The sequence below is a fragment of the Archangium minus genome, from assembly GCF_044360475.1.
Classification (GTDB): Bacteria; Myxococcota; Myxococcia; order Myxococcales; family Myxococcaceae; genus Archangium; species Archangium minus.
The window spans coordinates 6,493,868-6,517,473 of the sequence record NZ_CP043494.1 but is presented as its reverse complement, the minus strand read 5'-3'; the positions used below and the strand labels follow the sequence as shown (position 1 = coordinate 6,517,473).

The 23,606-nt window shown below is 66.6% G+C and carries 20 protein-coding genes; 13 read left to right on the top strand and 7 right to left on the bottom strand.

Annotated features, from left to right (window positions below):
- The first annotated feature begins 2 nt into the window (after positions 1-2).
- The gene (locus tag F0U60_RS26410) at positions 3-323 is read left to right on the top strand and encodes a hypothetical protein (protein WP_395824882.1); all 321 of its coding nucleotides are present in this window, start codon (positions 3-5) and stop codon (positions 321-323) included.
- On the opposite strand, the gene F0U60_RS26405 is transcribed toward F0U60_RS26410, so the two are convergent.
- Positions 320-613, bottom strand: a complete 294-nt coding sequence (locus F0U60_RS26405; protein ID WP_395824879.1) for a hypothetical protein — start codon at positions 611-613, stop codon at positions 320-322. The genes F0U60_RS26410 and F0U60_RS26405 overlap by 4 nt on opposite strands.
- A 274-nt stretch (positions 614-887) precedes the next feature.
- Here F0U60_RS26405 and F0U60_RS26400 point away from each other — a divergent pair, with 274 nt between their 5' ends.
- The 5 genes from F0U60_RS26400 (at position 888) to F0U60_RS26380 (ending at position 8,802) form a co-directional block, all read left to right on the top strand.
- Positions 888-2,888 carry an alpha-1,4-glucan--maltose-1-phosphate maltosyltransferase gene (locus F0U60_RS26400; RefSeq protein ID WP_395824876.1) on the top strand — a complete coding sequence of 667 codons (2,001 nt, stop codon included), beginning with the start codon at positions 888-890 and terminating at the stop codon, positions 2,886-2,888.
- Between the two features lie 15 nt (positions 2,889-2,903).
- Positions 2,904-4,565, top strand: coding sequence for a maltose alpha-D-glucosyltransferase (gene treS, locus F0U60_RS26395; RefSeq protein ID WP_395824873.1), 1,662 nt, complete (start codon positions 2,904-2,906; stop codon positions 4,563-4,565).
- Positions 4,562-5,899, top strand: coding sequence for a phosphotransferase (locus F0U60_RS26390; RefSeq protein WP_395824870.1), 1,338 nt, complete (start codon positions 4,562-4,564; stop codon positions 5,897-5,899). Before treS ends, F0U60_RS26390 begins: the two co-directional genes overlap by 4 nt.
- Positions 5,896-8,094, top strand: a complete 2,199-nt coding sequence (glgB, locus tag F0U60_RS26385) for a 1,4-alpha-glucan branching protein GlgB (protein ID WP_395824867.1) — start codon at positions 5,896-5,898, stop codon at positions 8,092-8,094. The genes F0U60_RS26390 and glgB overlap by 4 nt, the downstream gene beginning before the upstream one ends.
- 195 nt (positions 8,095-8,289) lie before the next feature.
- Positions 8,290-8,802 (top strand): DoxX family protein, encoded by a 513-nt coding sequence (locus F0U60_RS26380; protein WP_395824864.1) that lies wholly within the window; start codon positions 8,290-8,292, stop codon positions 8,800-8,802.
- Between the two features lie 131 nt (positions 8,803-8,933).
- Here F0U60_RS26380 and F0U60_RS26375 read toward each other — a convergent pair whose 3' ends face one another.
- Positions 8,934-10,025 (bottom strand): acyltransferase domain-containing protein, encoded by a 1,092-nt coding sequence (locus F0U60_RS26375; protein ID WP_395824861.1) that lies wholly within the window; start codon positions 10,023-10,025, stop codon positions 8,934-8,936.
- A 270-nt stretch (positions 10,026-10,295) separates the two neighbouring features.
- Between F0U60_RS26375 and F0U60_RS26370 the strand changes: the two genes are divergently transcribed.
- Positions 10,296-12,074 (top strand): protein kinase, encoded by a 1,779-nt coding sequence (locus F0U60_RS26370; protein WP_395824858.1) that lies wholly within the window; start codon positions 10,296-10,298, stop codon positions 12,072-12,074.
- A 198-nt stretch (positions 12,075-12,272) separates the two neighbouring features.
- Positions 12,273-13,367 (top strand): Kelch repeat-containing protein, encoded by a 1,095-nt coding sequence (locus tag F0U60_RS26365; RefSeq protein ID WP_395824855.1) that lies wholly within the window; start codon positions 12,273-12,275, stop codon positions 13,365-13,367.
- A 44-nt stretch (positions 13,368-13,411) separates the two neighbouring features.
- Here F0U60_RS26365 and F0U60_RS26360 read toward each other — a convergent pair whose 3' ends face one another.
- Entirely contained in the window at positions 13,412-14,608 is a 1,197-nt protein-coding gene (locus tag F0U60_RS26360; protein WP_395824852.1) for a trans-sulfuration enzyme family protein, read from the bottom strand.
- Positions 14,609-14,728: 120 nt separating this feature from the next.
- Between F0U60_RS26360 and F0U60_RS26355 the strand changes: the two genes are divergently transcribed.
- Both F0U60_RS26355 and F0U60_RS26350 read left to right on the top strand, forming a co-directional pair.
- Entirely contained in the window at positions 14,729-14,950 is a 222-nt protein-coding gene (locus tag F0U60_RS26355; protein ID WP_395824849.1) for a hypothetical protein, read from the top strand.
- Positions 14,951-15,073: 123 nt separating this feature from the next.
- On the top strand, positions 15,074-16,531 hold the full coding sequence (locus tag F0U60_RS26350) for an MEDS domain-containing protein (protein ID WP_395824845.1): 1,458 nt from the start codon (positions 15,074-15,076) through the stop codon (positions 16,529-16,531).
- Between the two features lie 268 nt (positions 16,532-16,799).
- On the opposite strand, the gene F0U60_RS26345 is transcribed toward F0U60_RS26350, so the two are convergent.
- Entirely contained in the window at positions 16,800-17,258 is a 459-nt protein-coding gene (locus F0U60_RS26345; RefSeq protein WP_395824842.1) for a YaiI/YqxD family protein, read from the bottom strand.
- 223 nt (positions 17,259-17,481) lie between these two features.
- Between F0U60_RS26345 and F0U60_RS26340 the strand changes: the two genes are divergently transcribed.
- Complete coding sequence (locus F0U60_RS26340) at positions 17,482-17,964, top strand: peptidylprolyl isomerase (RefSeq protein ID WP_395824839.1); 483 nt, start codon at positions 17,482-17,484, stop codon at positions 17,962-17,964.
- Positions 17,965-17,981: 17 nt separating this feature from the next.
- Here F0U60_RS26340 and F0U60_RS26335 read toward each other — a convergent pair whose 3' ends face one another.
- Both F0U60_RS26335 and F0U60_RS26330 read right to left on the bottom strand, forming a co-directional pair.
- Positions 17,982-18,335 carry a hypothetical protein gene (locus F0U60_RS26335; RefSeq protein WP_395824836.1) on the bottom strand — a complete coding sequence of 118 codons (354 nt, stop codon included), beginning with the start codon at positions 18,333-18,335 and terminating at the stop codon, positions 17,982-17,984.
- Positions 18,336-18,387: 52 nt separating this feature from the next.
- A complete protein-coding gene (locus F0U60_RS26330) occupies positions 18,388-18,753 on the bottom strand; it encodes a VOC family protein (protein WP_395824833.1) in 366 nt (121 codons plus the stop codon).
- A gap of 245 nt (positions 18,754-18,998) precedes the next feature.
- Between F0U60_RS26330 and F0U60_RS26325 the strand changes: the two genes are divergently transcribed.
- On the top strand, positions 18,999-19,316 hold the full coding sequence (locus F0U60_RS26325; protein ID WP_395824830.1) for a hypothetical protein: 318 nt from the start codon (positions 18,999-19,001) through the stop codon (positions 19,314-19,316).
- A gap of 69 nt (positions 19,317-19,385) precedes the next feature.
- Here F0U60_RS26325 and F0U60_RS26320 read toward each other — a convergent pair whose 3' ends face one another.
- Positions 19,386-21,161 (bottom strand): DUF4832 domain-containing protein, encoded by a 1,776-nt coding sequence (locus F0U60_RS26320; protein ID WP_395824827.1) that lies wholly within the window; start codon positions 21,159-21,161, stop codon positions 19,386-19,388.
- Between the two features lie 128 nt (positions 21,162-21,289).
- Between F0U60_RS26320 and F0U60_RS26315 the strand changes: the two genes are divergently transcribed.
- A complete protein-coding gene (locus tag F0U60_RS26315) occupies positions 21,290-23,602 on the top strand; it encodes a kelch repeat-containing protein (protein ID WP_395824824.1) in 2,313 nt (770 codons plus the stop codon).
- Positions 23,603-23,606: the final 4 nt, after the last annotated feature.

The window sequence follows — 23,606 nt, the reverse complement described above, 5'->3', positions numbered from 1 at the left end:
CTATGAGCAATCAAGACTGGCGCCCTCGACTCACCACCATCGATGACCCGATCGCGGACGATCGCTGGTCGCACACCACCCAAGAGGGTGAAACGAGGGTCTCCAGGATCGTCGTTGGCCGTCCGCAGCCGCTTCCAGGCGAGGCGGATAGAGCCTGGTACTGCCCGCTCTCCATCGAGGGCTACCTCCCCGGCATCAAATGCGTCATGGGGGTAGGCCCTGTTGATGCACTCATGAATGCGATGACGCTCGTGCGGAGGTTCTTCGAGGAGAACTCCGATGTCACGCCTAGAGCGGGAGAGCCGCCCAGCGAGGGGGCCTAGTGCCTGACAGGCGGTCCGAATTCGGCACGACAGAACACCTGACACGCGGCCTTCCCCGCGTAGATCGCCGACCAGCACAGCGCTTTTCTCTTCTTGTTATCGTCAGGAAGGTTCCGGCAGTAGTCCTCGGCCTCCTCGATGCTCGCGTTGCAGGCCTTGAGGCACTCGAAGATGTTCTTCATCTCGATGGGCCCACCGTCCGGCCGTTCCTCCTTCGGCCCATCTGCCAGCCCCCACGTCGGGCCCAACAGCAATCCCGCGACCACCAGCGATTTGTACCCCTGCAGCACCGCGGACCTCCTGGCTTGAAAAGTCCCGGTAACGGTACTCGCCCGCTCGCCAGTCCTAGTGGCGGGTAGCCAGACCTCCCCTGCCTGCCCGCTCGTGCGGCAGGGAAACCGGCCATGAGAACAGTCCCGCCAGCGGGTGTGCACCTTGGGGGGGCATTCCTAATGTTCACGGGCCGACGTGACGGACGCCTGGAGCGTCCAACATCGACGCATGGTGAAAAACAGCGCCGGAGCATCGCGGCGCAGGGACCTATAAGGGGCCGCCTGCACATTTATGAGCGAGCGAATCGGAAGCACGGTCATCGAGAACGTCCGGCCGCAGCTGGACGCTGGCAGATGGGCAGTGAAGCGCGTTGAGGGTGAATCCCTCACGGTCAAGGCCGACATCTTCAAGGAGGGCCACGACGTCCTGGTAGCCGTGGTGCGTTGGAGACAGTCCGCGCCGAAGGAACAGGCGACGGAGTGGACCGAGACGCCCATGGAGGCCAAGGGCAACGACCTGTGGGAAGCCGAGTTCCCCCTGGCACGCACCGGCCGTTACGAGTTCACGGTGGAGGCCTGGCCCGACCTCTTCGCCACCTGGGTGTCCGAGCTCAAGCGCAAGGTCGACGTGGGCCGTGACGTGCGCAGCGAGCTGCTCGAGGGCGCCGCGCTGCTCGAGGGCGCCGCCGCCCGGGCCACCCAGGCCAAGGAGTCCGAGGACGCCAAACGCCTGACCGAGGCCGCCCAGTCCTTCCGCAAGGGCGTCTCCCACACGGCCATCGCCGCGGCGATGGATCCAGGGATCGCGCTCATCGCGTCGAAGTACGCGGACCGCTCCATCGCCACCCGGTACGACCGCGTGCTCGAGGTGTTCGTCAACCGGGAGAAGGCGCGCTTTGGCTCCTGGTACGAGTTCTTCCCGCGCTCGGCGCTGCGCGATGGCCGCACGCACGGCACCTTCAAGGACGCGGAGAAGTGGCTGCCGTACGTGCAGTCCCTGGGCTTCGACATCATCTACCTGCCGCCCATCCACCCCATCGGGCGCACGGCGCGCAAGGGCAAGAACAACAGCCTCACCGCGGGCCCCGAGGACGTGGGCAGCCCCTGGGCCATTGGCGCCGCCGAGGGCGGTCACAAGGCCGTGAATCCCAAGCTCGGTACGCTGGAGGACTTCCGCGGCTTCGTGAAGGCCGCCAACGGGCTGGGCATCGAGATCGCCCTGGACATCGCCTTCCAGTGCTCGCCGGACCATCCCTACGTGAAGGAACACCCGGAGTGGTTCCAGCACCGGCCGGACGGCACCATCAAGACGGCCGAGAACCCGCCCAAGCGCTACGAGGACATCGTCAACTTCGACTGGCTGGGCCCTGGACGCGCCACGCTCTGGCCCGAGCTCAAGTCGGTGGTGATGCACTGGGTGGAACAGGGCGTGCGCATCTTCCGCGTGGACAACCCGCACACCAAGCCCCTGCAGTTCTGGGCCTGGCTCATCCGCGAGGTGCAGACCGTCCGGCCAGACGTCGTCTTCCTCTCCGAGGCCTTCACTCGGCCCAAGGTGATGAAGCACCTGGCCAAGGCGGGCTTCCAGCAGTCGTATACCTACTTCACCTGGCGCAACTTCAAGCAGGAGATGGAGGAGTACCTGGAGGAGCTCACCTCTCCGCCCGTGTCCGACTACATGCTCGGCAACCTCTGGCCGAACACGCCGGACATCCTCCCCGAGTTCCTCCAGCGGAGCGGGCCCGGTGGCTTCCGGCTGCGCGCCGCCATGGCCGCCACGCTCTCCAGCACCTGGGGCATGTACTGCGGCTACGAGCTGTGCGAGGGCACGCCCGTCAAGCCCGGTAAGGAGGAGTACCTCGACTCGGAGAAGTACGAGCTCAAGGCGTGGGACCTGGACCGGCCGGGCAACATCCGCGACTACATCTCGCGGCTCAACGCCATCCGCCGCGAGCACCGGGCCTTCCAGCTCTACTCCAATCTGCGCTTCTTCAAGTCGGAGAACGACCAGGTGATGTTCTACCTGAAGCGCACGCCGGACGGCTCCAGCCAGGTGTTGGTGGCAGTGAGCTTCGATCCCTTCCACGCCCAGGAGTCCGTACTCCACGTGCCCCTGGCCGAGCTGGGCATCCAGCCGGACGAGACGTACCAGGTCCACGAGCTGATGACGGACGAGCGGAGCCTCTGGCAGGGGCCCACCGCCCACGTGCGGCTCACGCCCGAGCAGCCCGCTGCCATCTGGGCCGTGTACCGCTTCCGCCGCAGTGAGCAGGCGTTCGACTATTACGAATGAGACACCCCACCACTTATGACCCGGACGGATCCGCTCTGGTACAAGAAAGCAGTCATCTACGAGTTACACATCCGCGCGTTCTATGACTCGAACGCGGATGGGCACGGGGACATCCCCGGGCTCATTGAGAAGCTGCCGTACCTGCAGGACCTGGGCGTCACATGCCTGTGGATCCTCCCCCACTACCCCTCGCCGTTGAAGGACGACGGCTACGACATCGCGGACTACTACGCGGTGCACCCGGACTACGGGACGCTCGCGGACTTCCAGCGACTGGTGGACGAGGCCCACAAGCGCGACATCCGCATCCTCAGTGAGCTCGTCGTCAACCACACCAGCGACCAGCACGCCTGGTTCCAGGAGGCTCGGAGAGATCCCAAGAGCCCCAAGCGCGACTTCTACGTCTGGAGTGACACGGACGACCGGTACCAGGGCGCGCGCATCATCTTCCTGGACACCGAGCGCTCCAACTGGACGTGGGATCCGGTGGCCAAGCAGTACTTCTGGCACCGCTTCTTCAGCCACCAGCCGGACCTCAACTACGACAACCCCGAGGTCCAGGAAGCCATGCTCGACGTCATGCGCTTCTGGCTGAACATGGGCGTGGACGGCTTCCGCTGCGACGCGGTGCCCTACCTCTTCGAGCGCGAGGGCACCAACTGCGAGAACCTCCCGGAGACGCACGCCTTCCTCAAGAAGCTGCGCAAGGCGATCGACTCGGAGTACCCGGACAAGATGCTCCTGGCCGAGGCCAACCAGTGGCCCGCGGACGTGCGCGTCTACTTCGGTGACGGCGACGAGTTCCACATGGGCTTCCACTTCCCAGTGATGCCCCGCCTCTTCATGGCCGTGCGCAAGGAGGACCGTACTCCCATCGTGGAGATCCTCCAGCAAACGCCGGAGATCCCCGAGACGTGCCAGTGGGCCATCTTCCTGCGCAACCATGACGAGCTGACGCTGGAGATGGTGACGGACGAGGACCGGGACTACATGTACCGGGAGTACGCCACCGATCCGCGCATGCGCATCAACCTGGGCATCCGGCGTCGGCTCGCCCCGCTGATGGACAACGGCCGGCGGCGCATCGAGCTGATGCACAGCCTGCTCTTCACCCTGCCGGGTACCCCCGTCCTCTACTACGGGGACGAGATCGGCATGGGGGACAACATCTACCTGGGCGATCGCAACGGCGTGCGCACGCCCATGCAGTGGACGCCGGACCGCAACGCGGGCTTCTCCCGCGCGGACGGCGCCCGCCTGTACGCCCCCATCATCGGGGACCCCGTCTACGGCTACCAGAGCATCAACGTGGAGGCTCAGGAGCGCGTCCGCTCCTCGCTGCTCAACTGGATGAAGCGCATGATCCGCGTGCGCCAGCGCTACCCCGCCTTCGCCATGGGGAAGCTGCGCTGGCTCAACCCGGACAACCGCAAGGTGCTCGCCTTCACGCGCGAGTACGAGGGACAGACCATCCTCATCGTCTGCAACCTCTCTCGCTTCGCGCAGCCGGCCGTCATTGATCTGCGTGACTGGGAGGGCCAGGTGCCCGTGGAGCTCATTGGGGAGACACCCTTCCCGCGCATCTCCGGCAGCATGCCGTACCAGCTCACGCTCGGCCCCTACATGTTCCTGTGGTTCCGACTCGAGAAGCTCGCCCCTGGGAGAGGAATGCCGTGACGACGCCCATCGATCTGACGAAGCTGCCAGACTACCTGCGCAACCAGCGCTGGTTCGCGGGCAAGGCCTGGCCCATCAAGTCGGTGTCCACGGTGGACCACGCCACCGTGCCACTGCCCGGCGGGCGAGACTTCACTCTCGCGGTGGTGGAGGTCATCTACGAGCTCGGCCACCCGGACCGCTACCTGCTGCCTGTGCTCCCCTCGAGCGAGGGCATCCAGGACGCCTTGGATGACGTGGATGCACTGCGTGCCCTCTTCCAGGTCATCCGCGAGAAGCAGACGATCTCCAGTGCCTCGGGCCGGTTCGTGGGCGAGTGGCTGGACACGCCCGAAGGCCTGATGGCCCTCCCCTCGCCCGTGCCGGTGCGGCGGCTGCAGGTGGAGCAGAGCAACACCTCGGTGGTGGTCGCGGAGAAGGTCATCTTCAAGGTCATCCGCAAGCTGGAGGCCGGCATCAACCCCGAGTATGAGGTGGGCCGCTTCCTGGCGACGAAGACGTCCTTCCGGGCCACGCCCACCCTGCTCGGTGCACTGCAGTCGGAGGGGCCCGCGGGCGCCACCCTCGCAGTGGTGCACCGCTACATCCCCAACGTCACCGACGGCTGGCGCTACACGCTGGACAGCTTCCGCCGCTCGGCCCGGCTGTCGGACGCCTTCCTTGGCGAGCTGCGGGTGCTGGGTCAGCGGCTGGGCGAGCTGCACCACGCGCTCGCCTCCAGCACCGACGAGCCAGGCTTCGTCCCGGAGCCCATCCACGCGGAGGATCTCCAGCGTTGGAGCGCCTCCATGGTGGGCGAGCTGGGCGTCACCCTCAACGATGCCATGCGCCACTTCCCCGAGCTGGAGGGCCGCCGTGAGGGCCTCATCGAGCGCGCGAAGCAACTGGCACAGGTTCCCCCTTCAGGGCAGAAAATCCGCATTCACGGAGATCTGCACCTCGGACAAGTCCTCCGGACGGAGGGGGACTGGCTGATCTTCGACTTCGAGGGCGAGCCGGGGCGCAGCTTCGCCCTGCGGCGGGAGAAGTACTCGGCGCTGCGGGATGTCGCGGGAATGTTGCGCTCCTTCGACTATGCGGAGGCCACGGTGCAGTTGGAGGGAGAGGCCGCCGGCGAGCGCGTGGCACCGGCTCGCAAGGCCTTCCTGGAGGGTTACCGCTCCGCCACGCAGGGGGCTCCCTTCCTTCCCCAGGACGACGCGAGCTTCGACGCGATGCTTGACGCGTTCGAGCTGGAGAAGATGCTCTACGAAGTGCGTTACGAGCTACAGAACCGGCCGGACTGGGTGCGCATCCCCGTCCAGGCACTCATGAGGATGGAGGTTCGCAAGTGAAGAAGCCGATGGATCGGCAGCAGGTGGATGCGGAGCTGCAGCAGATGGTGGAGCTGAGGCACCCCGAACCGCATCGCGTGCTGGGCATCCACCCGGATGGGGATGGCACGGTGGTGCGGGCCTATCGCCCGGACGCGGTCTCCATCCACGTGGTCCCGGAGTTCGGTGGGCGCATTCCCATGACACAACGGGTAGGAGGCGTCTTCGAGGCCCGGATCAATGGCAAGGGGGACGCCTTCAACTACCTGCTGGAGGTGGAGTACCCCGGCAACAAGACGTTCACCCTGAGGGATCCGTACAGCTTCCTGCCCACGCTGGGCGACATGGACCTGTACTTCGCGGGCGAGGGCCGGCACGAGCAGCTCTGGAAGCGCATGGGGGCCCACCCCATCCACCACAACGGCATCAGCGGCGTGGCCTTCGCGGTGTGGGCGCCCACGGCCGCGAGCGTGTCCGTGGTGGGTGACTTCAATAGCTGGGATGGTCGGCTGCACCCCATGCGGCGCATGGGCTCCTCGGGCATCTGGGAGCTGTTCATCCCCGAGGTCGGCGAGGGCACGCGCTACAAGTTCGAGATCCGCCCCGGTGGCGGCGGCCGCCTGCTGAAGGCGGATCCGTTCGCCTTCCGCACCGAGGTGCCTCCGGCCACGGCCTCGGTGGTGCACGACCTGAAGCACTTCCAGTGGACGGACGAGAGGTGGATGACGGAGCGGGCCGCGCGCGACGTGGACCACTCGCCGTGGTCCGTCTACGAGGTGCACCTGGCGTCGTGGCGGCGCGTGGTGGAGGACGGGGACAGGTCCCTCTCCTACCGGGAGATGGCCACCGCGCTCGCGGACTACGTGAAGAAGATGGGCTTCACCCACGTGGAGCTGATGCCCGTGTCCGAGCACCCCTTCGGTGGCTCCTGGGGCTACCAGGTGGGCAACTACTACGCGCCCACCGCGCGCTTCGGCCACCCGGATGACTTCCGCTACCTGGTCAACTACCTGCATGAGCAGGGCATTGGTGTGCTGCTGGACTGGGTGCCTGGGCACTTCCCGCGGGATGCGCACGCGCTCGGCCAGTTCGACGGCACCGCCCTCTACGAGCACGCGGACCCGCGCCAGGGCACGCAGCCGGACTGGGGCACCTACGTCTTCAACTTCGGCCGCAACGAGGTGCGCAACTTCCTCATCGCCAACGCGCTCTTCTGGCTCGAGGAGTACCACATCGACGGCCTGCGCGTGGACGCGGTGGCGTCCATGCTCTACCTCGACTACAGCCGCAAGCACGGCGAGTGGATCCCCAACCGCTGGGGCGGCCGTGAGAACGAGGAGGCCATCTCCTTCCTGCGCGAACTCAACGACAGCGTGCGCCGCAAGTTCCCCGGCGCGGTGATGATCGCCGAGGAGTCCACGGCGTGGCCCAAGGTGAGCCAGCCCACCCATGAGGGCGGGCTCGGCTTCCACTTCAAGTGGAACATGGGCTGGATGCACGACACGCTGACGTACTACTCGAAGGATCCCATCTACCGGCAGCACCACCACAACCAGCTCACCTTCGGTCTGCTCTACGCCTTCAGCGAGCACTTCATGCTGCCGCTGAGCCATGACGAGGTGGTGCACGGCAAGGGCTCGCTGCTCGGGAAGATGCCGGGAGATGATTGGCAGAAGCGCGCCAACCTCCGGGCCCTGCTGGCGTGGATGTGGGCACACCCGGGCAAGAAGCTGCTCTTCATGGGCGGCGAGTTCGGCCAGCCCTCCGAGTGGAACAACGACCGGAGCCTGGACTGGCACCTGTTGGGAGAGCCGGGCCATGCCGGCATTCAGGCGATGGTGTCGGACCTGAACAGGCTCTACAAGAGCCACCCCGCGCTCTACGACGCGGACAGTGAGCCGCTGGGCTTCCAGTGGCTGCAGCCGGATTCGGCGGCGGCCAACGTGTTCGCCTTCGTGCGCCGCTCGCGCCAACCGGGAGGCCACGTGGTGTGCATCGCCAACCTGTCGCCCGTGCCCCGCGAGGGCTACCGCGTCGGCTTCCCCCGGCACGGCAGCTACGTGGAGCTGCTGAACACGGACGCCCGGGACTACGGCGGCTCGGGCCTCGGCAACATGGGGCGCATCCACACCGATGCCTTCGGGTGGGACGGACAGGAGGCCTCGGTTCAACTGACGCTGCCGCCCCTGTCGGTGCTGTGGTTCACCCCGGGGTGAGCCCGTCTTGAGAAGGGGGGCGGCTCACACCAGGTGGGCCCCCTCCCCTCCTACTCAGCCCTTCATCTGACCTCTGACTCGTCCGTGGCTCGGATGGACTCACGGGCGCTCGCTCCCCCGCCCGGGGATTCATTGCCACCCGGAGTGCGGATGCGAACGGTGTCTGAAACGCACCGTGAACACGGAGGGAAACGCATGGCCACGGCAATGACCCTGACGAGCCTGGAGGCGCAGCTAGCGAATCACTCGGCACTGCCACTTCGAGCCACGCTCGGCTCGACGATGCTCTACCACGGCATCTCCAAGCTGAAGCCCCAGGGCCTGGAGCAGACGGCGCAGTTCTTCGACAACATCGGTATCAAGCCGGGCCGGACCTGGGCACTCGCCACGGGTTGGACGGAGGCGGTGGCCGGCGTGCTCACCTTCCTGGGCATCGGCACCCGCGTGGCGGCCGTCTCCATCCTCGTGACGCAGGCCATGGCCATCGCGAAGGTGCACGGCTCCAAGGGCTTCAATAACCAGGCGGGCGGGTACGAGTTCAACCTGTCCCTGATCGCCGGCGCACTCGGGTTGCTGCTGGGCGGCCCCGGCATCCTGTCGGTCCACCACGTCGTCCAGCCCCGGGCGCGTCGCCGCGGGGGCCTCCTGGGCCTGTTGCGCCGCCAGCGCGTGAGCCCGATCAGCCGCATTGTTCCGCTGCTCGCGTAGCCCCGGAAGCTCCGCCCAGTGTCGTCACGCGACCTGGGCGGAGCCTTCATCGGACCCATGGGCTTACCCCGTTGGGTGCAGCTCGCGCGGTCCCTGCCCGGCCGCGGTGTCATCGGGTTCATCCCTCCGTCTCAGGCCACGTTCGCCAGGGGAGGCTCCCCGGACTCGGAGGAGGAGGACTCCTCCTGCCTGTGCCGCGAGCCAGGCGCTGGCGACAGGCGCCGCAGCGTCCCCAGCAGCTCCCGCGTCGGCTCCTTCCCTCGTCGCATCGACACGAACAGCGACCCACGCCGCCCCGCCCGCTCCAGGCACGACTCCAGCGAGTGCTTCACCAACGGATGCGGGCTGACCTCCAGGAAGGTGTCGTGCCCGTCATCGAGCAGCGTGTCCACCGCCTCGCGGAACAGCACCGGCTCGGCCAGGTTGCGCACCCAATAGTCCGCGTTGAAGCGCTGCCCCGCGAGCCCACCGCCCGTCACCGTGGAGATGATGGGCAGCAGCTCCGCGCGAGGTCTCAGGCCCTCGAGCCTGCCGCGCAGATCCTCGCGAAGCGGCTCCACCTGAGGGCAGTGCGCCGCCACCTCCGAGTCGATCCGCCGAGCCGGCACGCCCTTGCTCCGCAGCGCCACCAGCACCTGCTCCAGCACCTGCGGCTCCGCGGCCAACACCGTCCATTCAGGGCTCGCGTGAATGACGCGCCACACCCGCCCCGAGAACTCCGGTAGCACCTCGCCGGCTCGATCCCAGGGCAACCCCACCATGGCCATGGCCCCTTTCCCTCGGAGCAGCCCAATGGTTCGGCCCTGGTGGCAAATGACCCGCATGGCTTCTTCCAGCGACAGCACCCCTGCCACGTACGCCGCCGCCACCTCGCCAATGCTGTGCCCCACCACCGCCGCCGGTTCAATTCCCCACGAGCGCCACAGCGCCGCCAGGGCAATCTCCATCGACACAATGGCCGGACAGCTCACCTCAATGTCGCTCAGGCGCGCGTTCTCCGCCGTCAGCGCCTCCACCAGCGACCAGCCCATGAGCCGCTGTACGTGGACATCGCAGGCCTTCAGCATCATCCCGAAGACCGTCGAGAGCTCCAGCAGGACCCTTCCCATGCCTGTCCACTGCGAGCCCTGTCCGGAAAACACGAAAACCGGCCGGCATTGGCTTGGAACGCGGCCTGTCGGGTCCTCGTGACGCACCAGGGACTCCTTGGAGCTCCAACTCATGCTCCACTCCCCTCACCAGAGCTGTTGGACCCACTCCAGAAGGGGGAGGGTCGGGACAGCCCCACAAAATCAATTCAACCCAGGTGGATTATTAACCTCTTTTTCAGAGTAGGTGAAGAAAGTTTTTCCTGGAGTAACGAACTGAGAGATCTTTCCGGGGTCTTGAGGTCGAAATAACCCCTCGGTTTTCCCGTATGGGGCAAATTCCACACCACTTCCATGTCGCTCACTGGCGGTAGAAGGCTGGGAGGTCATAAAACTAAGGAACTCATGAGCCAGGTTCGTTACGAGATACTCGGTCCCCTCATCCCTGGCGAGGGCTCCCGCCCTTCTCTCGCGCTAGCCATCGAGGACGGCGCTCCACCGCAACCTGTTGTGTTGGTGTGGGCGCCTGCCGATGTGGTGCAGGACGCCGCCATGCTGAGCCGGCTGCGGCGAGAGACGGAACGTGCCGTCGTCTTTGATCACCCCAACATTCTGCGCGTGCACGGACTGGTGACGCTGGATGGTCGCGTCGCCCGGGTGACGGAGTTCGCTGATGGAGAGTCCCTTCGCCAGGTGTTGGAGTCGGGCCAGCGGTTGCCGTTGCCATTCGCCGCGCTCATCGCCGCGGATGTGGCCAAGGGCGTGCACTACGCCCACGTGGCGGGTAACGATGATGGAACGCCGCTGATCCACGGAGACATTCGCCCGGAGACCGTCATGGTCTCCTTCAATGGCGTCTGCAAGGTGTCGGGCTACGGGGCGCTCGGGGTGGCACCCCGAGAGCGCAACGGCCGCCGGGTGCGCAATCGGCGCCTGTACAGCGCCCCCGAGCAGCTCATGGGTGGCCGGGAAGCCTCCTCCGTCCTGACGGACGTGTTCCTCTTGGGCCTGTTGCTGTACGAGTGCCTCTCGGGGCGCAAGCCGTTCCAGGACTCGATCGATCAGGACAAGGCCATCCTCAACCGGCCGCTGCCGCCGCTGCCGGCGGAAGTGCCGCTGCGCTTCAACGAGGTGGTGCGACGCGCCACGGCGAAGCGCTCCGGGGATCGCTACCCGAGCGCCCTCGCCTTCCGCGATGCGCTGGTGGAGGTCGCGGGCGATCTGTCCTCCTCCGCGGCGTTCGCGGAGTACCTCACGAAGGTGATCCCCGCCAACAGCGAGGCCCGGATCGCCCGGAAGAAGATGATCGAGCAGGGCATCGCCGAGGTGGCGAGCCGCGCGCCCATCACCGCGTCCGCGCCCATCATCCGTGGCGCCGCGCCCGCCTACACGCCGCCGCCCATCTCGGGCTCCGCGCCCACCATCACGGCGCCCATGCCCGTGATCCCGCCCGCGGCGCCTTCCGCTCCGAACGCACCCTTCCCCGCCGGGCCTCAGGCTCCCGTCGCCGCCGTTCCCCCGGCCGCACCAGGTGCCGGGGCCGCTCGCTTCCGTCGCCTGGCCGTGCCGATCGCCGTGAGTGTGGGCGCGCTGCTGTTCGTGAGCGCGGTGGGCACCGTCTGGAGCACCCGGAAGAAGGCGGACCTCGCGATCCCCGAGGACACGGGCGCGGCCTCCAACACCGTGAACTTCGAGCCCCCCGTGCTGCTCGAGGCCGAGGCCCCGGATGCCGGGATCCTGAAGGCCATGCCCACGCCGAACGTCACGCGCACGATGGTCTCGCTCGCCGTGAGCCCCAGTGTGGCCGTGGCCGTCGACGGCCGGCCGGTCGGCGCGTCGCCCCTGACGGTTCCGCTGACGCCCGGCCGCCACCTGCTCACCTTCACCGACGAGTCGAAGGGCTTGAAGACGGCCCGGCTGATCGACGTGCGCGCCACGACGGACACGGTGTCCTTCACCATCCGCCTGGGCATGGGCTCGGTGCTGCTCCACGCGCCGTCGGGGGCCAAGGTGAGCCTGGATGGCCAGGACCTGGGGACGGCGCCGCTCGCCGAGAGGACGCTGTTCGAGGGCGAGCACACCCTCCGGGTCACCCAGAACGGAGCCGTCTGGGAGAAGGCCTTCGTCCTGCAGGGAGATCAGCGCCTGGTCTTCAACGCCGACCTCGAGCCCAAGTCCGAGTGAGTCGGTCCCCTTCCTCTTCCTGGCCGAGCATCGCGCCCCGGCCAGGGTGGGAACAGGAGCCCGCGCCACTGCTGACGCAGCCGCGGCACACCCGTGCCTGTTCGCGGCCGTTTTTTCACCCGGTACCTGTCCAGGTCATCCGAGTACATTGGCGTGTGGCCGCTTTCCGGCCGAACGTCACCCCTTGGGATGTGTACGATGAAGATGACGCGTTTGTCGTTGTTACTGGTGGGCTTCGCATCCGTTTCCGCTGGATGCCAACCCGAAGAGCCCTCGCAGGTGCCCACCGCGGGGCTGGTGGCCCACGAGGCAGCACTCACCGATCCTGTCGGCAGCTGGACGAGTAATTCCTCCCTGCTGTTCATGCACTCGGGTCCCCTCGCCACCCTGCTCGGCTCGGGCGAAGTGCTGGTGACGGGTGCCAGCACGGCGGAGGTGTACAACCCGTACACAGATAGGTGGCGGCCCACGGGCTCGCCCAACACCGCGCGCACCCAATACACCGCGACGGCGCTCCCCTCGGGCCAGGTGCTGATCGCCGGGGGTGAGGGCGGAATCTCGAGCGCGGAATTGTATGACCCGAAGTCGGGGACCTGGAGCACCACGAGCCCCATGGCCAATACCCGACGCGGCCATGCCGCCGTGCAGCTCCACTCGGGCAAGGTGTTGGTGGTGGGCGGCGAAACGGCCGTCGACATCCGGGGACCCCTGGATCCTCTGTCGGAGGTGTATGACCCGGAGACGGCCACGTGGACCCCTGTTGAGAGCTTCGTCTACCCGCGCATCCGTGCCTCCGCGGTGGTGCTCGACTCGGGCCAGGTGATGCTGACGGGCGGCGTGTACTGGTTTGGCTCGAATGCGTGGAAGAACGCCTCCGAGGTGAACATCTACGATCCAGCCACGAATAAATGGCGGACCGCGGGCTCCCTTGCCAAGGCCCGTCACGGCCACTTCTCCATCAAGCTCTACTCGGGCAACGTGATGATCGTCGGCGGCTTCGATGGCGACAACTCGGTGGAGATGTACGACCCGTACAACAACCGGTGGTTCATGGGACCCTCTGTCCCTCTCGAGGAGACCACGCCCATTGTCGCCGCGACGATGCTCTACTCGGGCGAGGTCCTGGTAACGAACATCCGCGGCCAGTCGGCGCTGTACGATCCGTTGACGAACGCGTGGCTTCCCGCGGCCAGTGTCAGCGGCAGTGCTGGCCCCGAACCGTCGACGACGCTGCTCCACACGGGGCAGGTGCTGATGGTTACGAGCAATCGCGTGGAACGCTTCACGCGCTGAGTCGACCGGTCCCCGAACCCGAGCCCGTCGCTTCAGACGGGAGCTCAGGGGGCCAGGGCCTGCTCGAGGTCGCGGATGAGGTCCGCGGGGGCCTCCAGCCCGATCGACAGGCGGAAGATGCCGTCACCCGCCCAGTCCCGGTAGCGCGCCAGGAGCTCGGGGGGAAGCTGGAAGGAGGTCCGCTGCAGATCCTCCGTGGGCAGGTAGAAGACGAGGCTGTGCGGCTTGCCCAGCGAGACGGCGTACTTGATGACCTTCAGCCTGTCGGCGAGGCGACGCGCCACCGCGGGGCCGTCCTCGGTCTGGAAGGCGATCATCCCCGAGGTGTTGCGCAACTGCCTGCGCGCGAGTTCCGCCTGCGGGTGTGAGTCGAGCCCGGGATGGAGGACGTGGTGCACGCGCGGGTGGGTCTCGAGGAACGAGGCCACTGCCCGAGCCGTGGTCTCGTGGGCCGCCATGCGCTGAGGCAGGGTGGCGAGGCTGCGGAGGATCAACCACGCGGGGAACGGATTGAGGACGGCGCCCAGGTGGATGAGCGAGTCTTGACGCAGCGCGGCCAGGTCGGTCCGCCGCCCCACGACGACACCCCCGAGCACGTCACCGTGACCTCCGATGTACTTGGTCAACGAGTGGATGACGAAGTCGGCGCCGAGGGTGAGCGGCTGCAAGCCCATCGGCGTGGCGAGGGTCGAATCGACGGCGAGGCGCGCCCCGGCCCCATGCGCGAGCGCGGCCACCGCCGCCACGTCGGTGAGCTTCAGGATGGGGTTGCACGGAGACTCGATGTAGACGAGCCGCGTGTTCGCGCGCAGGGCAGCGCGCACCTGGTCGAGGTCCGAGGTATCAACGAGGCTCACCTCCACACCGAAGCGCCGCAGCTTCCCGCGGACGAACTCGGCCGCGCCCGCGTAGCAGATATCACTGATGACGAGGTGATCTCCGGGTCCGAGCAGGTGCAGCAGGAGGCCGGTGATGGCGGCCATCCCGCTGGCGAAGCAGAGGGCGTCCTCCCCGCCCTCGAGCTCTGCCAGCCGCCGCTCCAGGGTCCGCACCGTGGGAGTCGACCACCGCGCATAGAAGTAAGGTGACTCCTCCTGCATGTCCTCGGCGGAGAACCCCACCCCCTCGGGGTGGGCGCGGAAGGTGGTGGAGAGCACCAGGGGCGTGTTGAGCGGCGCCCCCTCCTCTTCATTGGCATCGGCCTGCACGAGCCGGGTCCGTACGTCCCATTCTGAAGCCACCGGTCACCTCGTTCGGATGCCGCAGTGCCCCTGGAAGCAACTTTTCAGGACGCACCGCGATAATGACGGGAGAAGCTATTATCCGAGCCCCCCTCAACCCATCGTATTCTGGAGAACACCATGACCGTGACCCGCGCCGCGAGTGATGCCGTCAAAGCGGCGTTGCAGAACTCTCATGAGTTCTCTGCGCACGAAAAGCAGATGCTGTCCGGTCTCTCGGGAGCAGATCTGGACCGGGCCACGGCCCAGTTGACGCTCCAGAAGCAGCAGGAGACCGTCGCCTTCATCTCCAAGCTCCTGAAGAACGACACAACGATGCAGACGCTCAACAACCTGAAATAACAGCGGGGAGTGTCGTACGGTCGAACTCCGTTGTGTCCTGAGCACCACCACCCGGTCGATCCCCCCCAACGTGGTGCGCTTTTGCGGCACACTGCCTGCAAAGAGGACAGCGGAGCACCCGACATGGAGTCTTCGAGTCTCAATGGCCTGCGACAGCTCCAACGGGGCCAGCACGCTTGCCTCATCTACGAGGAACAGGATGATCCTCTCGCGCTCGTTGCGCCGTATGCCGCCCGAGCATTCGAGGCCGGCGAGCGCTGTGTTTATGTCGTAGGCGAGCAGGAGCCCGAGCGCATCGAGCGCAGCCTGGAGGCGGTGGGCGTCGACGTGGTCCGGCAGCGCGAGTGCGGCGCGTTGGTGCTGGTCAGCCGCTGGGAGGTGTCCTTTCCCAACGGCGAGTTCGATCCCACCGCCATGCTCGGCTACGTGCGCCAGACCATCACCCAGACGCTGGCGGAGGGCTTCACCGGCTTACGCCTCGTCGCCGAGATGACCTGGGCGCTGCAGATGGGCGTGGGCGCCAACAAGCTCATCCACTACGAGGCGCTCGGGAACCACCTGTACCCGGACGAGCCGCTGGTCGCCATCTGCATGTACAACCGCGCTCGGTTCCCGGCGGCCGTCTGCCACGACGCCCTACGGGTCCACCCGTGGGTTGCCATGGGAGAGACAGCGTACGACAACCTCTATTTCGAGCCGCCCGATGCGGTGATCGGCCCCGCCGCCGCCGAGCTGCGCCTGGAGTGGATGATGGAGCAGCTCAAGCGCGTACGCGCGGCCGAGGCGCAGCGCTTCGAGCTCGTCTCCGCCAGGGCCGCGCAGGTTGAGGCCGAGGCCGCGGCCCGCGCCAAGGACGCGCTGCTATCCATGCTCGCCCACGAGCTCCGCACACCCCTGACGACCATGCTCGCGCAGGCGCAGTCCTCCCTGCGCAAGCTCGACAAGTCGCGGGAGGTCGACCTGGACGCGATCCGGCGCAGCCTGGAGATCGTGGCCCGCCAGGCGAACCGCCAGGCGAAGCTGATCGAGCAGGTGCTCGACGCCGCCCGCCTCGCGTCGGACCAGTTGCCCCTGAAGCCCGTCCTGTGTGAGCTCTCCACGTTGGTCCGGGATGTGGCCGAGCAGATGCAGACCCTGGCAACCGAGCACACCGTGCTCGTGCGAGACTCCGACAAGGTCGAGGCGATCATCGATCCCCTTCGCATGGAACAGGTGCTGATCAACCTGCTCGACAATGCTCGGAAATACAGCCCGCCTGGGACCCAGATCGAAGTCGCGCTCACCGTGAATCCGGAGATGATCTCCCTCGAGGTCCGCGATCACGGCAACGGCATTCCCACCTCGGAGCATGAGCGCATCTTCGAGCGGTTCCACCGGTTGCGGCAGGACCAGAGCGGAGTGGGCCTCGGGCTTCACATCAGCCGGGAGATCGTCCGCATGCACGGCGGCGATCTCGTGGTGGAAACGCCCGCCGAGGGAGGTACCCGCTTCATTGCCCGTTTGCCGATCGCCCCATCGCGGGGGCACCCAGCAACCGATGAAGTCGTGCGTGCGGAAACCACGACGGTGAGCCAACCCTGACGGAGCCTACTTCGACTGAGGATGCCGAGATTGGACGCCACGTTGGCATGCGGGCGGGCCGGACGAGGACTGAGGTACAGCTCACCGTCGAGGATCTCCGCCACCATCTCCTCCGGGGCTGCCTCGAAGGCCGCCTCGACAGACGAGGCATTGCGTTCGGTGGACTCCTGCTCTGGAGGGCGACGGATGCTCATGAGTGAAGATTTCAGCATGCCTCTCACTCAGTGCAATGCCGAGGCCCTTCTGTCCGAGCGAGACGTCTCGACTTCTACGTGCGAGTCTTGAGCAGCCGGGTGAGCTCTCGGTCCAGGGCGGCGGCGAACTGCTGGCGATCCTGCGCGGAGAAGCCACTGGGACCCCCCGTCATCACGCCACTGTCGCGCAGTTCCTGCATGAAGTTCCGCACCGAGAGGCGCTCGGCGATGTTCTCCTCGCTGAAGAGCTCGCCACGCGGATCGATCACCACCACGCCCTTGGGCACGAGCAGCGCGGCAAGAGGAATGTCCTGGGTGACGGTGAGATCTCCGGCCTGGGCCGAGGCGGCGATGTGACCGTCCGCCACGTCGAGTCCGGCGCCTACCTGCACCGTGGAGACGAACTCTGAAAGGGGCAGCGACAGGCGCTTGTTGGCCACGAAGACGGTGGCCACCCGAAGCCGTTGCGCGGCTCGCAGGAGGATGTCTCGTACCGGCCCCGGACACGCATCGGCGTCGACCCAGATCTTCATGCGGCCGGGCATCCTTGCAGATAGGGAGAAGGAGGACACGCGATCTCCGCAGATAGAAGCAGACGGCCGACCCGCTTGTGGTAGACGGCACCGGCAACGCACTCGCCTGGCTGGCAGGTGAGCGTCGAGCTTCGCTGCAAGAGAACGTAGCCAACCCCATCATGAGCCGAGCGTGGCAGGAACCCCCGCGCACGCCTCGCTGCCACGCCCGAGGAGGGCATCCATGGAAATCGCGAAGGACAGCGTCGTCGCCATCGACTACCGACTGCACCTGGGAGACGGGAAGATCATCGACGAGAGCGACCCGGGAGATCCGCTCGTCTACCTGCACGGCTACGAGCAGATCGTGCCAGGGCTGGAGCAGGCGCTCGAGGGTAAGGGGCCAGGCGCGACCCTGAAGGTGCAGGTCTCTCCCGAGGACGGCTACGGGGAATACGATCCGGATGGCGTGGAGGAGGTCCCGCGCGAGGACTTCCCGCCGGACATGGAGCTGGAGGCGGGAGGGATCGTGACCGCCACGGATGAGGAGGGCGATGATGTGGACTTCCTCGTCAAGGAAGTGCGCTCCAAGACGGTGGTGGTGGACTTCAACCATCCGCTGGCGGGCAAGACGCTCCACTTCGAGGTGACCGTCAAAGAGGTGCGCGCGGCCACGAAGGAAGAGCTGGAGCACGGCCACGCCCACGGCCCGGGCCACGAGCACTGAAGCACAGGGGATGCGCGCTATGAAGCGCGTCCCCCACGTCGTCCCGCGCACAGGTAGGCGAGGATGGCCGCCTTATCTCCCGTGGCCAGCTCGTACCGAGCACCGGGAGGGATGAGGCCCTTGCGCGTAGCGAGAGCCTCCACGGCGAGCTGGGCCTGGGTGAGTTGTACGCCGGCCCCACCGCCGCCGAGCACCAGCGGTGCGCCCAGCTTGAGATCCAGCACGACGATCCATCGCCGCTCGGGGCGCGGATCCGACATGTCCACGATCACGAAGTCCCCCGCGAAGCGGCGCTGATCGCAGCGGAAGACCCACATGTTCCGCTTGCGGCGCAGCAGCTCGCGCACGAAGGGCTTCTCATCGCTCTTCAAGGCGTAGCGCTCGAACAGGAGCGAGGCGGTGCCGAGAGGGACAGGCCTCCGGTCAGACAGCTCTGGGGCGACAGCTCACCTCGACCAGGATGTCTCCGGGGGCCTTGCAGTACACCAGCACGCCGCGGTTGTTGCGCAGCACCTCGGAAACCTCCAATCCATCGCTTCTCACGCGCTCGTGGAACCCGAGGACGATGTCTTCGTTCTCGACGAGGAAGCCGACGTGGAACCCCTCGGGATAGACGTGTGCCGGGTCCTTGAGCCGCTGCAAGACGAGGACGAAGCCATGCCGGTCCGAGAGGATGGCGATCGCTGGTGACGCACGGTTCGATTGCAGCTCGAAGTCGAAGTAGCGCTCGAAGAAGAGAACAGCGCGCTGAACGTCGGGAACGTGCAGATCGATATGATTGAGCTTCATGGGTGAGCCTCCGAAAGGCACACGTGTGCCTTGCGTTGGCCGTGGGTTCTCACCCGTGAGGGAGGAACAAGTGCTCCCACCATGGGAGTGACCGGGGCTCACCGAACCGATCTGCCGTTTTTCGACCGGCAGTGAAAATAGAGCAGGCCTCATCCCAGGGCAAGCCCGCGGAACGCCGTTGGCGGACGGTCTTCTTGGTGGTCTAGGGTTCATCTGGCAGTGAACCCCCCACCCAGGAAGCCCCGATGACCCTCAGCCTGTCTGACCTCGTGAAGTCGTGGACCCGCCCGCTGCTCGTCGCGAGCTGCGTGGCCTTCACGGGATGTGGTGCCGGAGTGGAAGAGCCGTCCGTTCCCGGAGCTCATGAGCAGAGCTCCACGCGAAATGCAGCGGAGTACGCGGAGGGCGACTGCGACGGACCCAATGACTGCCCGGTGTCCAGCTCACTTGTCGATTGTGGTCCCGGGCAGCCCTACGCCTACGCCTGGAGGACGAACGACGGTGGCTACTGCATCGAGCGGGATGCCTGTGGCCCGAACGGGCTGGCCTGCCCGATCTGGTAGGAACTCAGCGCGTGAGGGAGCGCACTCGTGGAAGGCCCGCTCCCCCACCCGCCGTCTGCACTCCAGGCCTCAGTTCACCGTCACGGTCCGGTGAAGAGCGTTGAACCCGGTGGACGCCTCCCAGACGTTCTCGTTCGCGAGCTGGATGGCGTACTCCGGACGAGTGCTGAGCGACGGCGCCGGATCCGGAAGGTTCAGCAGCAGGGCGTAGCTTCCAGCCGGCAGGGTCGACGGAAGCGTGACGCTCTGGTTGATCGTCACGCTCGTCCCCGGCAGCCACCGGCGCGGATCCTCCGACAGGGGGAAGCGGTAGGTGGCACCGCTTGAAGTGTTGCGCAGGATCAGCTGGACCGACCGGGGGTTGAAGGGCGCGGCCCACCCTTCGTTCTTGAGCGTGATGCTGATGGGCATCGCCGCGCCACGGGTGGCGGTTGTCGGGAAGGTGCCCGACACAAGCGTGAACCTGTACCCGAGCCGGCGATCCATCTCGGGCCTGCACCCGCCGGTGTTCCAGCTGTTGATCACCGAGGGCTCGTAGTCGGCGTTCAGATACGAGTAGTGGAACAACGCCATCTCGCTCAACGCCGTGGCGCACGCCGAGCGCGGCGGGTTGAGGTTGCAGGTCTCGCCGCCCATGGGGAGGTAGGTCGTCTCGGCCGCCAGGTACGGGTATTCGACCGTCGTGTTCTCGAAGGTCCCCCAGTCATCGGGGCTGGCCAGGAAGCAGTCGTTGTGGTGACCGATGCGAGCGAGCGCGGTGCCGTTGTAGGCCTGCGAGGCCGTGAGCGCCGACGACCCGTACAGGGTGCGCTTGAACTTGGGGGTCCGCAGCTGGACCATGCGGGTGGTCGGGAGAACAGCCAGGAGCTTGTCGACCACGGCCTTGCGGTTGTTCCAATCGGCTTGCGACAGACTCCCCGCGTTCCCGAAGTTCTGCGTGTAGTACCACTCGCCCCACGCACCGATGAGTCCCGTCTGGACCACGGAGATGACGTCGCTGTTGGCACTCAGATACGGCGCCAGCTGATCCAAGTGCGCGGTGACACGACTCAGGGGTGCGTCGTCTCCAGCGGTTGAAGTGGTGTAGGCGAAGCGGACGATCATCTTGAGTCCCGCGGCCCGGACCGTGTTCGCCTGTCGCTGGAAGCGATCCAACTGGGCCTGGCTGATGGGACTATTCTTGAACTCCGACAGATAGAAGATGCAGAAGATCTGGGTGATGTTCTCGTTGGTGCGGTAACCCCTCAGCGTGGCTTCGACGAAGTCACTTTGGTTGCAATCACCGGTGTAGTGGTAGAAGCCCCGCTCCGGGTTGGCGAGCGTGGCGCTGCTCGCCGTGTACTGGGTCGTCGTGCCAGTGCCCGAGCTCCCACTGTAGACGTGCGTGTACTTGGGAGACGTCTCGAGCGGCGTCTCGATCTGAAAGACAATATCCGCGTCGTTCGGGGTCGCGGTCTCGCCGATGGAGGCGCGTGCGACCGACCACTGGGCCAGGCCCGCGGTGGCCGAGTGCGTCACCGCCTCGATGAACTGCCAACTCCAACCACCGCCCAGATGCTTGTACAGGGAGCCGTTCTCGAGCAGGTAGTCCGCTCCAATTCCTTGTTGAGCGAACCCCGTCGAGGGATTCCGGTCGACGTCGATGTACGCGCGCCGGAACGCCGGAGTCCCGCTGTATTGGAATTGGTAGGAGACGGAGGTGGCGTCATTGCTGACCACCACCGAGGCGATGGCCGCATAAGCGGGTTGTGACCCTCCTGTCAGACTCGAGAGTAGCAGTCCAAGAGAAGCAATCTTCGAGAAGATCGGAAAAGGAATCCGGCGCGGCACTCGATGCATGCTCATTCCTCGCTCAGAAGGTGATGACCCGGTTTCAACCCGAAGGCCATACACGTTTGCCCCCTGGGAATCCACGGTCGACTACAGTGCCGCGCGTCGTGCGATAGACGCGCGACTTCTCGTTGGAGGAACTCATGTATCAGAGGGGGATCATCCTGCGGCCCTGGTTGGTGGCTGCGTGGATGATTGTTGTGTCAGGTTGCCAGCCGCCCGAGGTGGTGAACTCCTCTCAGTCCTCTCCCGTACCGGCGGAGAGCGGCACCGTGACGCTGCAGGTGGAAGCGAAGGATCCGCAGAACAGCGCGCTCAGCTTCTCGTGGGAAGCGAGCGCGGGAACGCTGGGCACTCCCACGAATACCGCCTCGACGAGCGAGGTCGTCTGGACGGTGCCCGCGTGCGTGCCCGGTGAGAAACCCGTGACCCTCACGGCCACGGTGAGCAACGTGCTGGGGCTGTCCACGTCCAAGGCCTTCACCATCCGTGGAGCGCCGGGCTGCCCGCCCTCCGGCTCGTGGTCCGTCGCGGGCGGGTTGAGCTGGGGCCGGGGCTCCCATACGGCGACGCTGCTGCCCTCGGGCAGGGTGCTGGTGATTGGCGGGGAGGTCATGCCCACCGATGCCCGGATGACGGAGGTGTACGACCCGGCGACGAATACGTCCCTCTTGGGGGGCTCGCTGGTGGAGAGGAGCCGCACGTTCCATACCGCCACGCTGCTGGCGTCGGGCAAGGTGCTGGTGGCGGGAGGAGGAACCGCCTCAGCGGAGCTGTATGATCCGGAGACGAGGACCTCGACCTCGACGGGCTCCATGGCCGAGGCCCGTTCCGCGCACACAGCGACGCTGCTGCCCTCCGGCAAGGTGCTGGTGGTCGGCGGTTATGTTGACGCCAGGGGCCCTGGCCTCAAGACGGCGGAGCTGTACGACCCGGCGACGGGCACGTGGAGCCCCGCGGGGACCCTGGCCGAGCCACACCAGTCCCATACGGCGACGCTGCTTGCCTCGGGCCAGGTGCTGGTGGCCGGGGGCGCGACGACGGCAGTGGAGCTGTACGATCCCGCGACGGGAGCATGGAGCACCACCGCGGCCCTGGACGACGCTCGGTCCTGGCACGCCGCGGCACTGCTTGCCTCCGGCAAGGTGCTGGTGGTGGGTGGGAAGACCGCGAGCACGACGCTCGCGACCGCGCAGGTGTATGACCCGGCGACGGGGACGTGGACCTCGACGGGAGCCATGGCCGAGCCGCGTGAGCGCCTCATGGCCACGGTGCTGACTTCGGGACAGGTGCTGGTGGCCACGGGAGAGAACCAGTACGCATCTTCCGGAAAGGCGGAGCTGTACGATCCGGAAGCGGGAACCTGGAGGCCCGCCGGAAAGCTGTACATCGGCCGGGAACGAGCCACGGCGACGCTGTTGCCCTCGGGCAAGGTGCTGATCCTCGGAGGCCGTAGCGACTACTTCAGCGCGGAGGTGTTTGACCCCGTGAAGGAGACCTGGACGGATTCCGGCAGCCCCGAGGACATCAACCGTCACGAACACACGGCCACGCTGTTGCCCTCGGGAGAGGTGTTGGTGGCCGGAGGCCGCCTCTCGGATGAGGCCGAGCTGTACAACCCCGTGACGGGGACCTGGAAGTCCGCGGGATACACGTCCAGGCGCTCCAGAGGTACGGCGACGCTGTTGCCCTCGGGCAAGGTGCTGATGGCCGGAGGGGACCCCTACATCTTCTCCGATCCCCCGGTGGAGCTGTACGACCCGGTGACGACCAGATGGACCTGGATGACCTCCATGAACGCATCGCGCGCCGGGCACACGGCGACGCTGCTGCCCTCGGGCAAGGTGCTGGTCGTCGGAGGTGGAGAGGCCTCGGTGGAGCTGTACGATCCGGAGACGGACACGTGGACGCTGACGGGCAACCTGTCCGTGTACCGTGGCGCGCATACGGCGACGCTGCTGCCTTCGGGCAAGGTGCTGGTGGTCGGAGGCAACAGCACGGCCACGACGGAGCAGTACGATCCGGCGACGGGCACGTGGACGCTGACGGGCAACCTGTCCGTGCCCCGCCGTGGGCACACGGCGACACTGCTGTCCTCGGGCAAGGTGCTCGTGACGGGAGGCTTCACGGGCAGCGGGGGCTTGATGGCCAGCGCGGAGCTGTACGACCCGGAGACGGACACGTGGACGCCGACGGGCAACATGGCCGGGCCTCGTAGCTCGCACACGGCGACGCTGCTGCCCTCGGGCAAGGTACTGGTGGTAGGCGGCAGTTCCAGTCTGCCCCTCTCCAAGGACGTGGAGCTGTACGACCCGGAGACAGGCACGTGGTCTCCCGTGGAGGATTCCGGCTCCAGCCGTAGCTCGCACACGGCGACGCTGCTGCCCTCGGGCAAGGTGCTGGTGGTGGGCGGCTTCTCCTTCTCGACGAACCCGGCGGTGCTCTACAACCCCTGATGTC

Bases quoted from the DNA above. Each gene is read 5' to 3' on its own strand.
- F0U60_RS26400 (WP_395824876.1), top strand. From the start codon at position 888: ATGAGCGAGCGAATCGGAAGCACGGTCATCGAGAACGTCCGGCCGCAG.
- treS (WP_395824873.1), top strand. From the start codon at position 2,904: ATGACCCGGACGGATCCGCTCTGGTACAAGAAAGCAGTCATCTACGAG.
- F0U60_RS26320 (WP_395824827.1), bottom strand. From the start codon at position 21,161: ATGAGCATGCATCGAGTGCCGCGCCGGATTCCTTTTCCGATCTTCTCG.
- F0U60_RS26380 (WP_395824864.1), top strand. From the start codon at position 8,290: ATGGCCACGGCAATGACCCTGACGAGCCTGGAGGCGCAGCTAGCGAAT.
- F0U60_RS26375 (WP_395824861.1), bottom strand. From the start codon at position 10,025: ATGAGTTGGAGCTCCAAGGAGTCCCTGGTGCGTCACGAGGACCCGACA.
- F0U60_RS26410 (WP_395824882.1), top strand. From the start codon at position 3: ATGAGCAATCAAGACTGGCGCCCTCGACTCACCACCATCGATGACCCG.
- F0U60_RS26315 (WP_395824824.1), top strand. From the start codon at position 21,290: ATGTATCAGAGGGGGATCATCCTGCGGCCCTGGTTGGTGGCTGCGTGG.
- F0U60_RS26370 (WP_395824858.1), top strand. From the start codon at position 10,296: ATGAGCCAGGTTCGTTACGAGATACTCGGTCCCCTCATCCCTGGCGAG.
- F0U60_RS26365 (WP_395824855.1), top strand. From the start codon at position 12,273: ATGAAGATGACGCGTTTGTCGTTGTTACTGGTGGGCTTCGCATCCGTT.
- F0U60_RS26350 (WP_395824845.1), top strand. From the start codon at position 15,074: ATGGAGTCTTCGAGTCTCAATGGCCTGCGACAGCTCCAACGGGGCCAG.
- F0U60_RS26355 (WP_395824849.1), top strand. From the start codon at position 14,729: ATGACCGTGACCCGCGCCGCGAGTGATGCCGTCAAAGCGGCGTTGCAG.
- F0U60_RS26330 (WP_395824833.1), bottom strand. From the start codon at position 18,753: ATGAAGCTCAATCATATCGATCTGCACGTTCCCGACGTTCAGCGCGCT.
- F0U60_RS26345 (WP_395824842.1), bottom strand. From the start codon at position 17,258: ATGAAGATCTGGGTCGACGCCGATGCGTGTCCGGGGCCGGTACGAGAC.
- F0U60_RS26325 (WP_395824830.1), top strand. From the start codon at position 18,999: ATGACCCTCAGCCTGTCTGACCTCGTGAAGTCGTGGACCCGCCCGCTG.
- F0U60_RS26340 (WP_395824839.1), top strand. From the start codon at position 17,482: ATGGAAATCGCGAAGGACAGCGTCGTCGCCATCGACTACCGACTGCAC.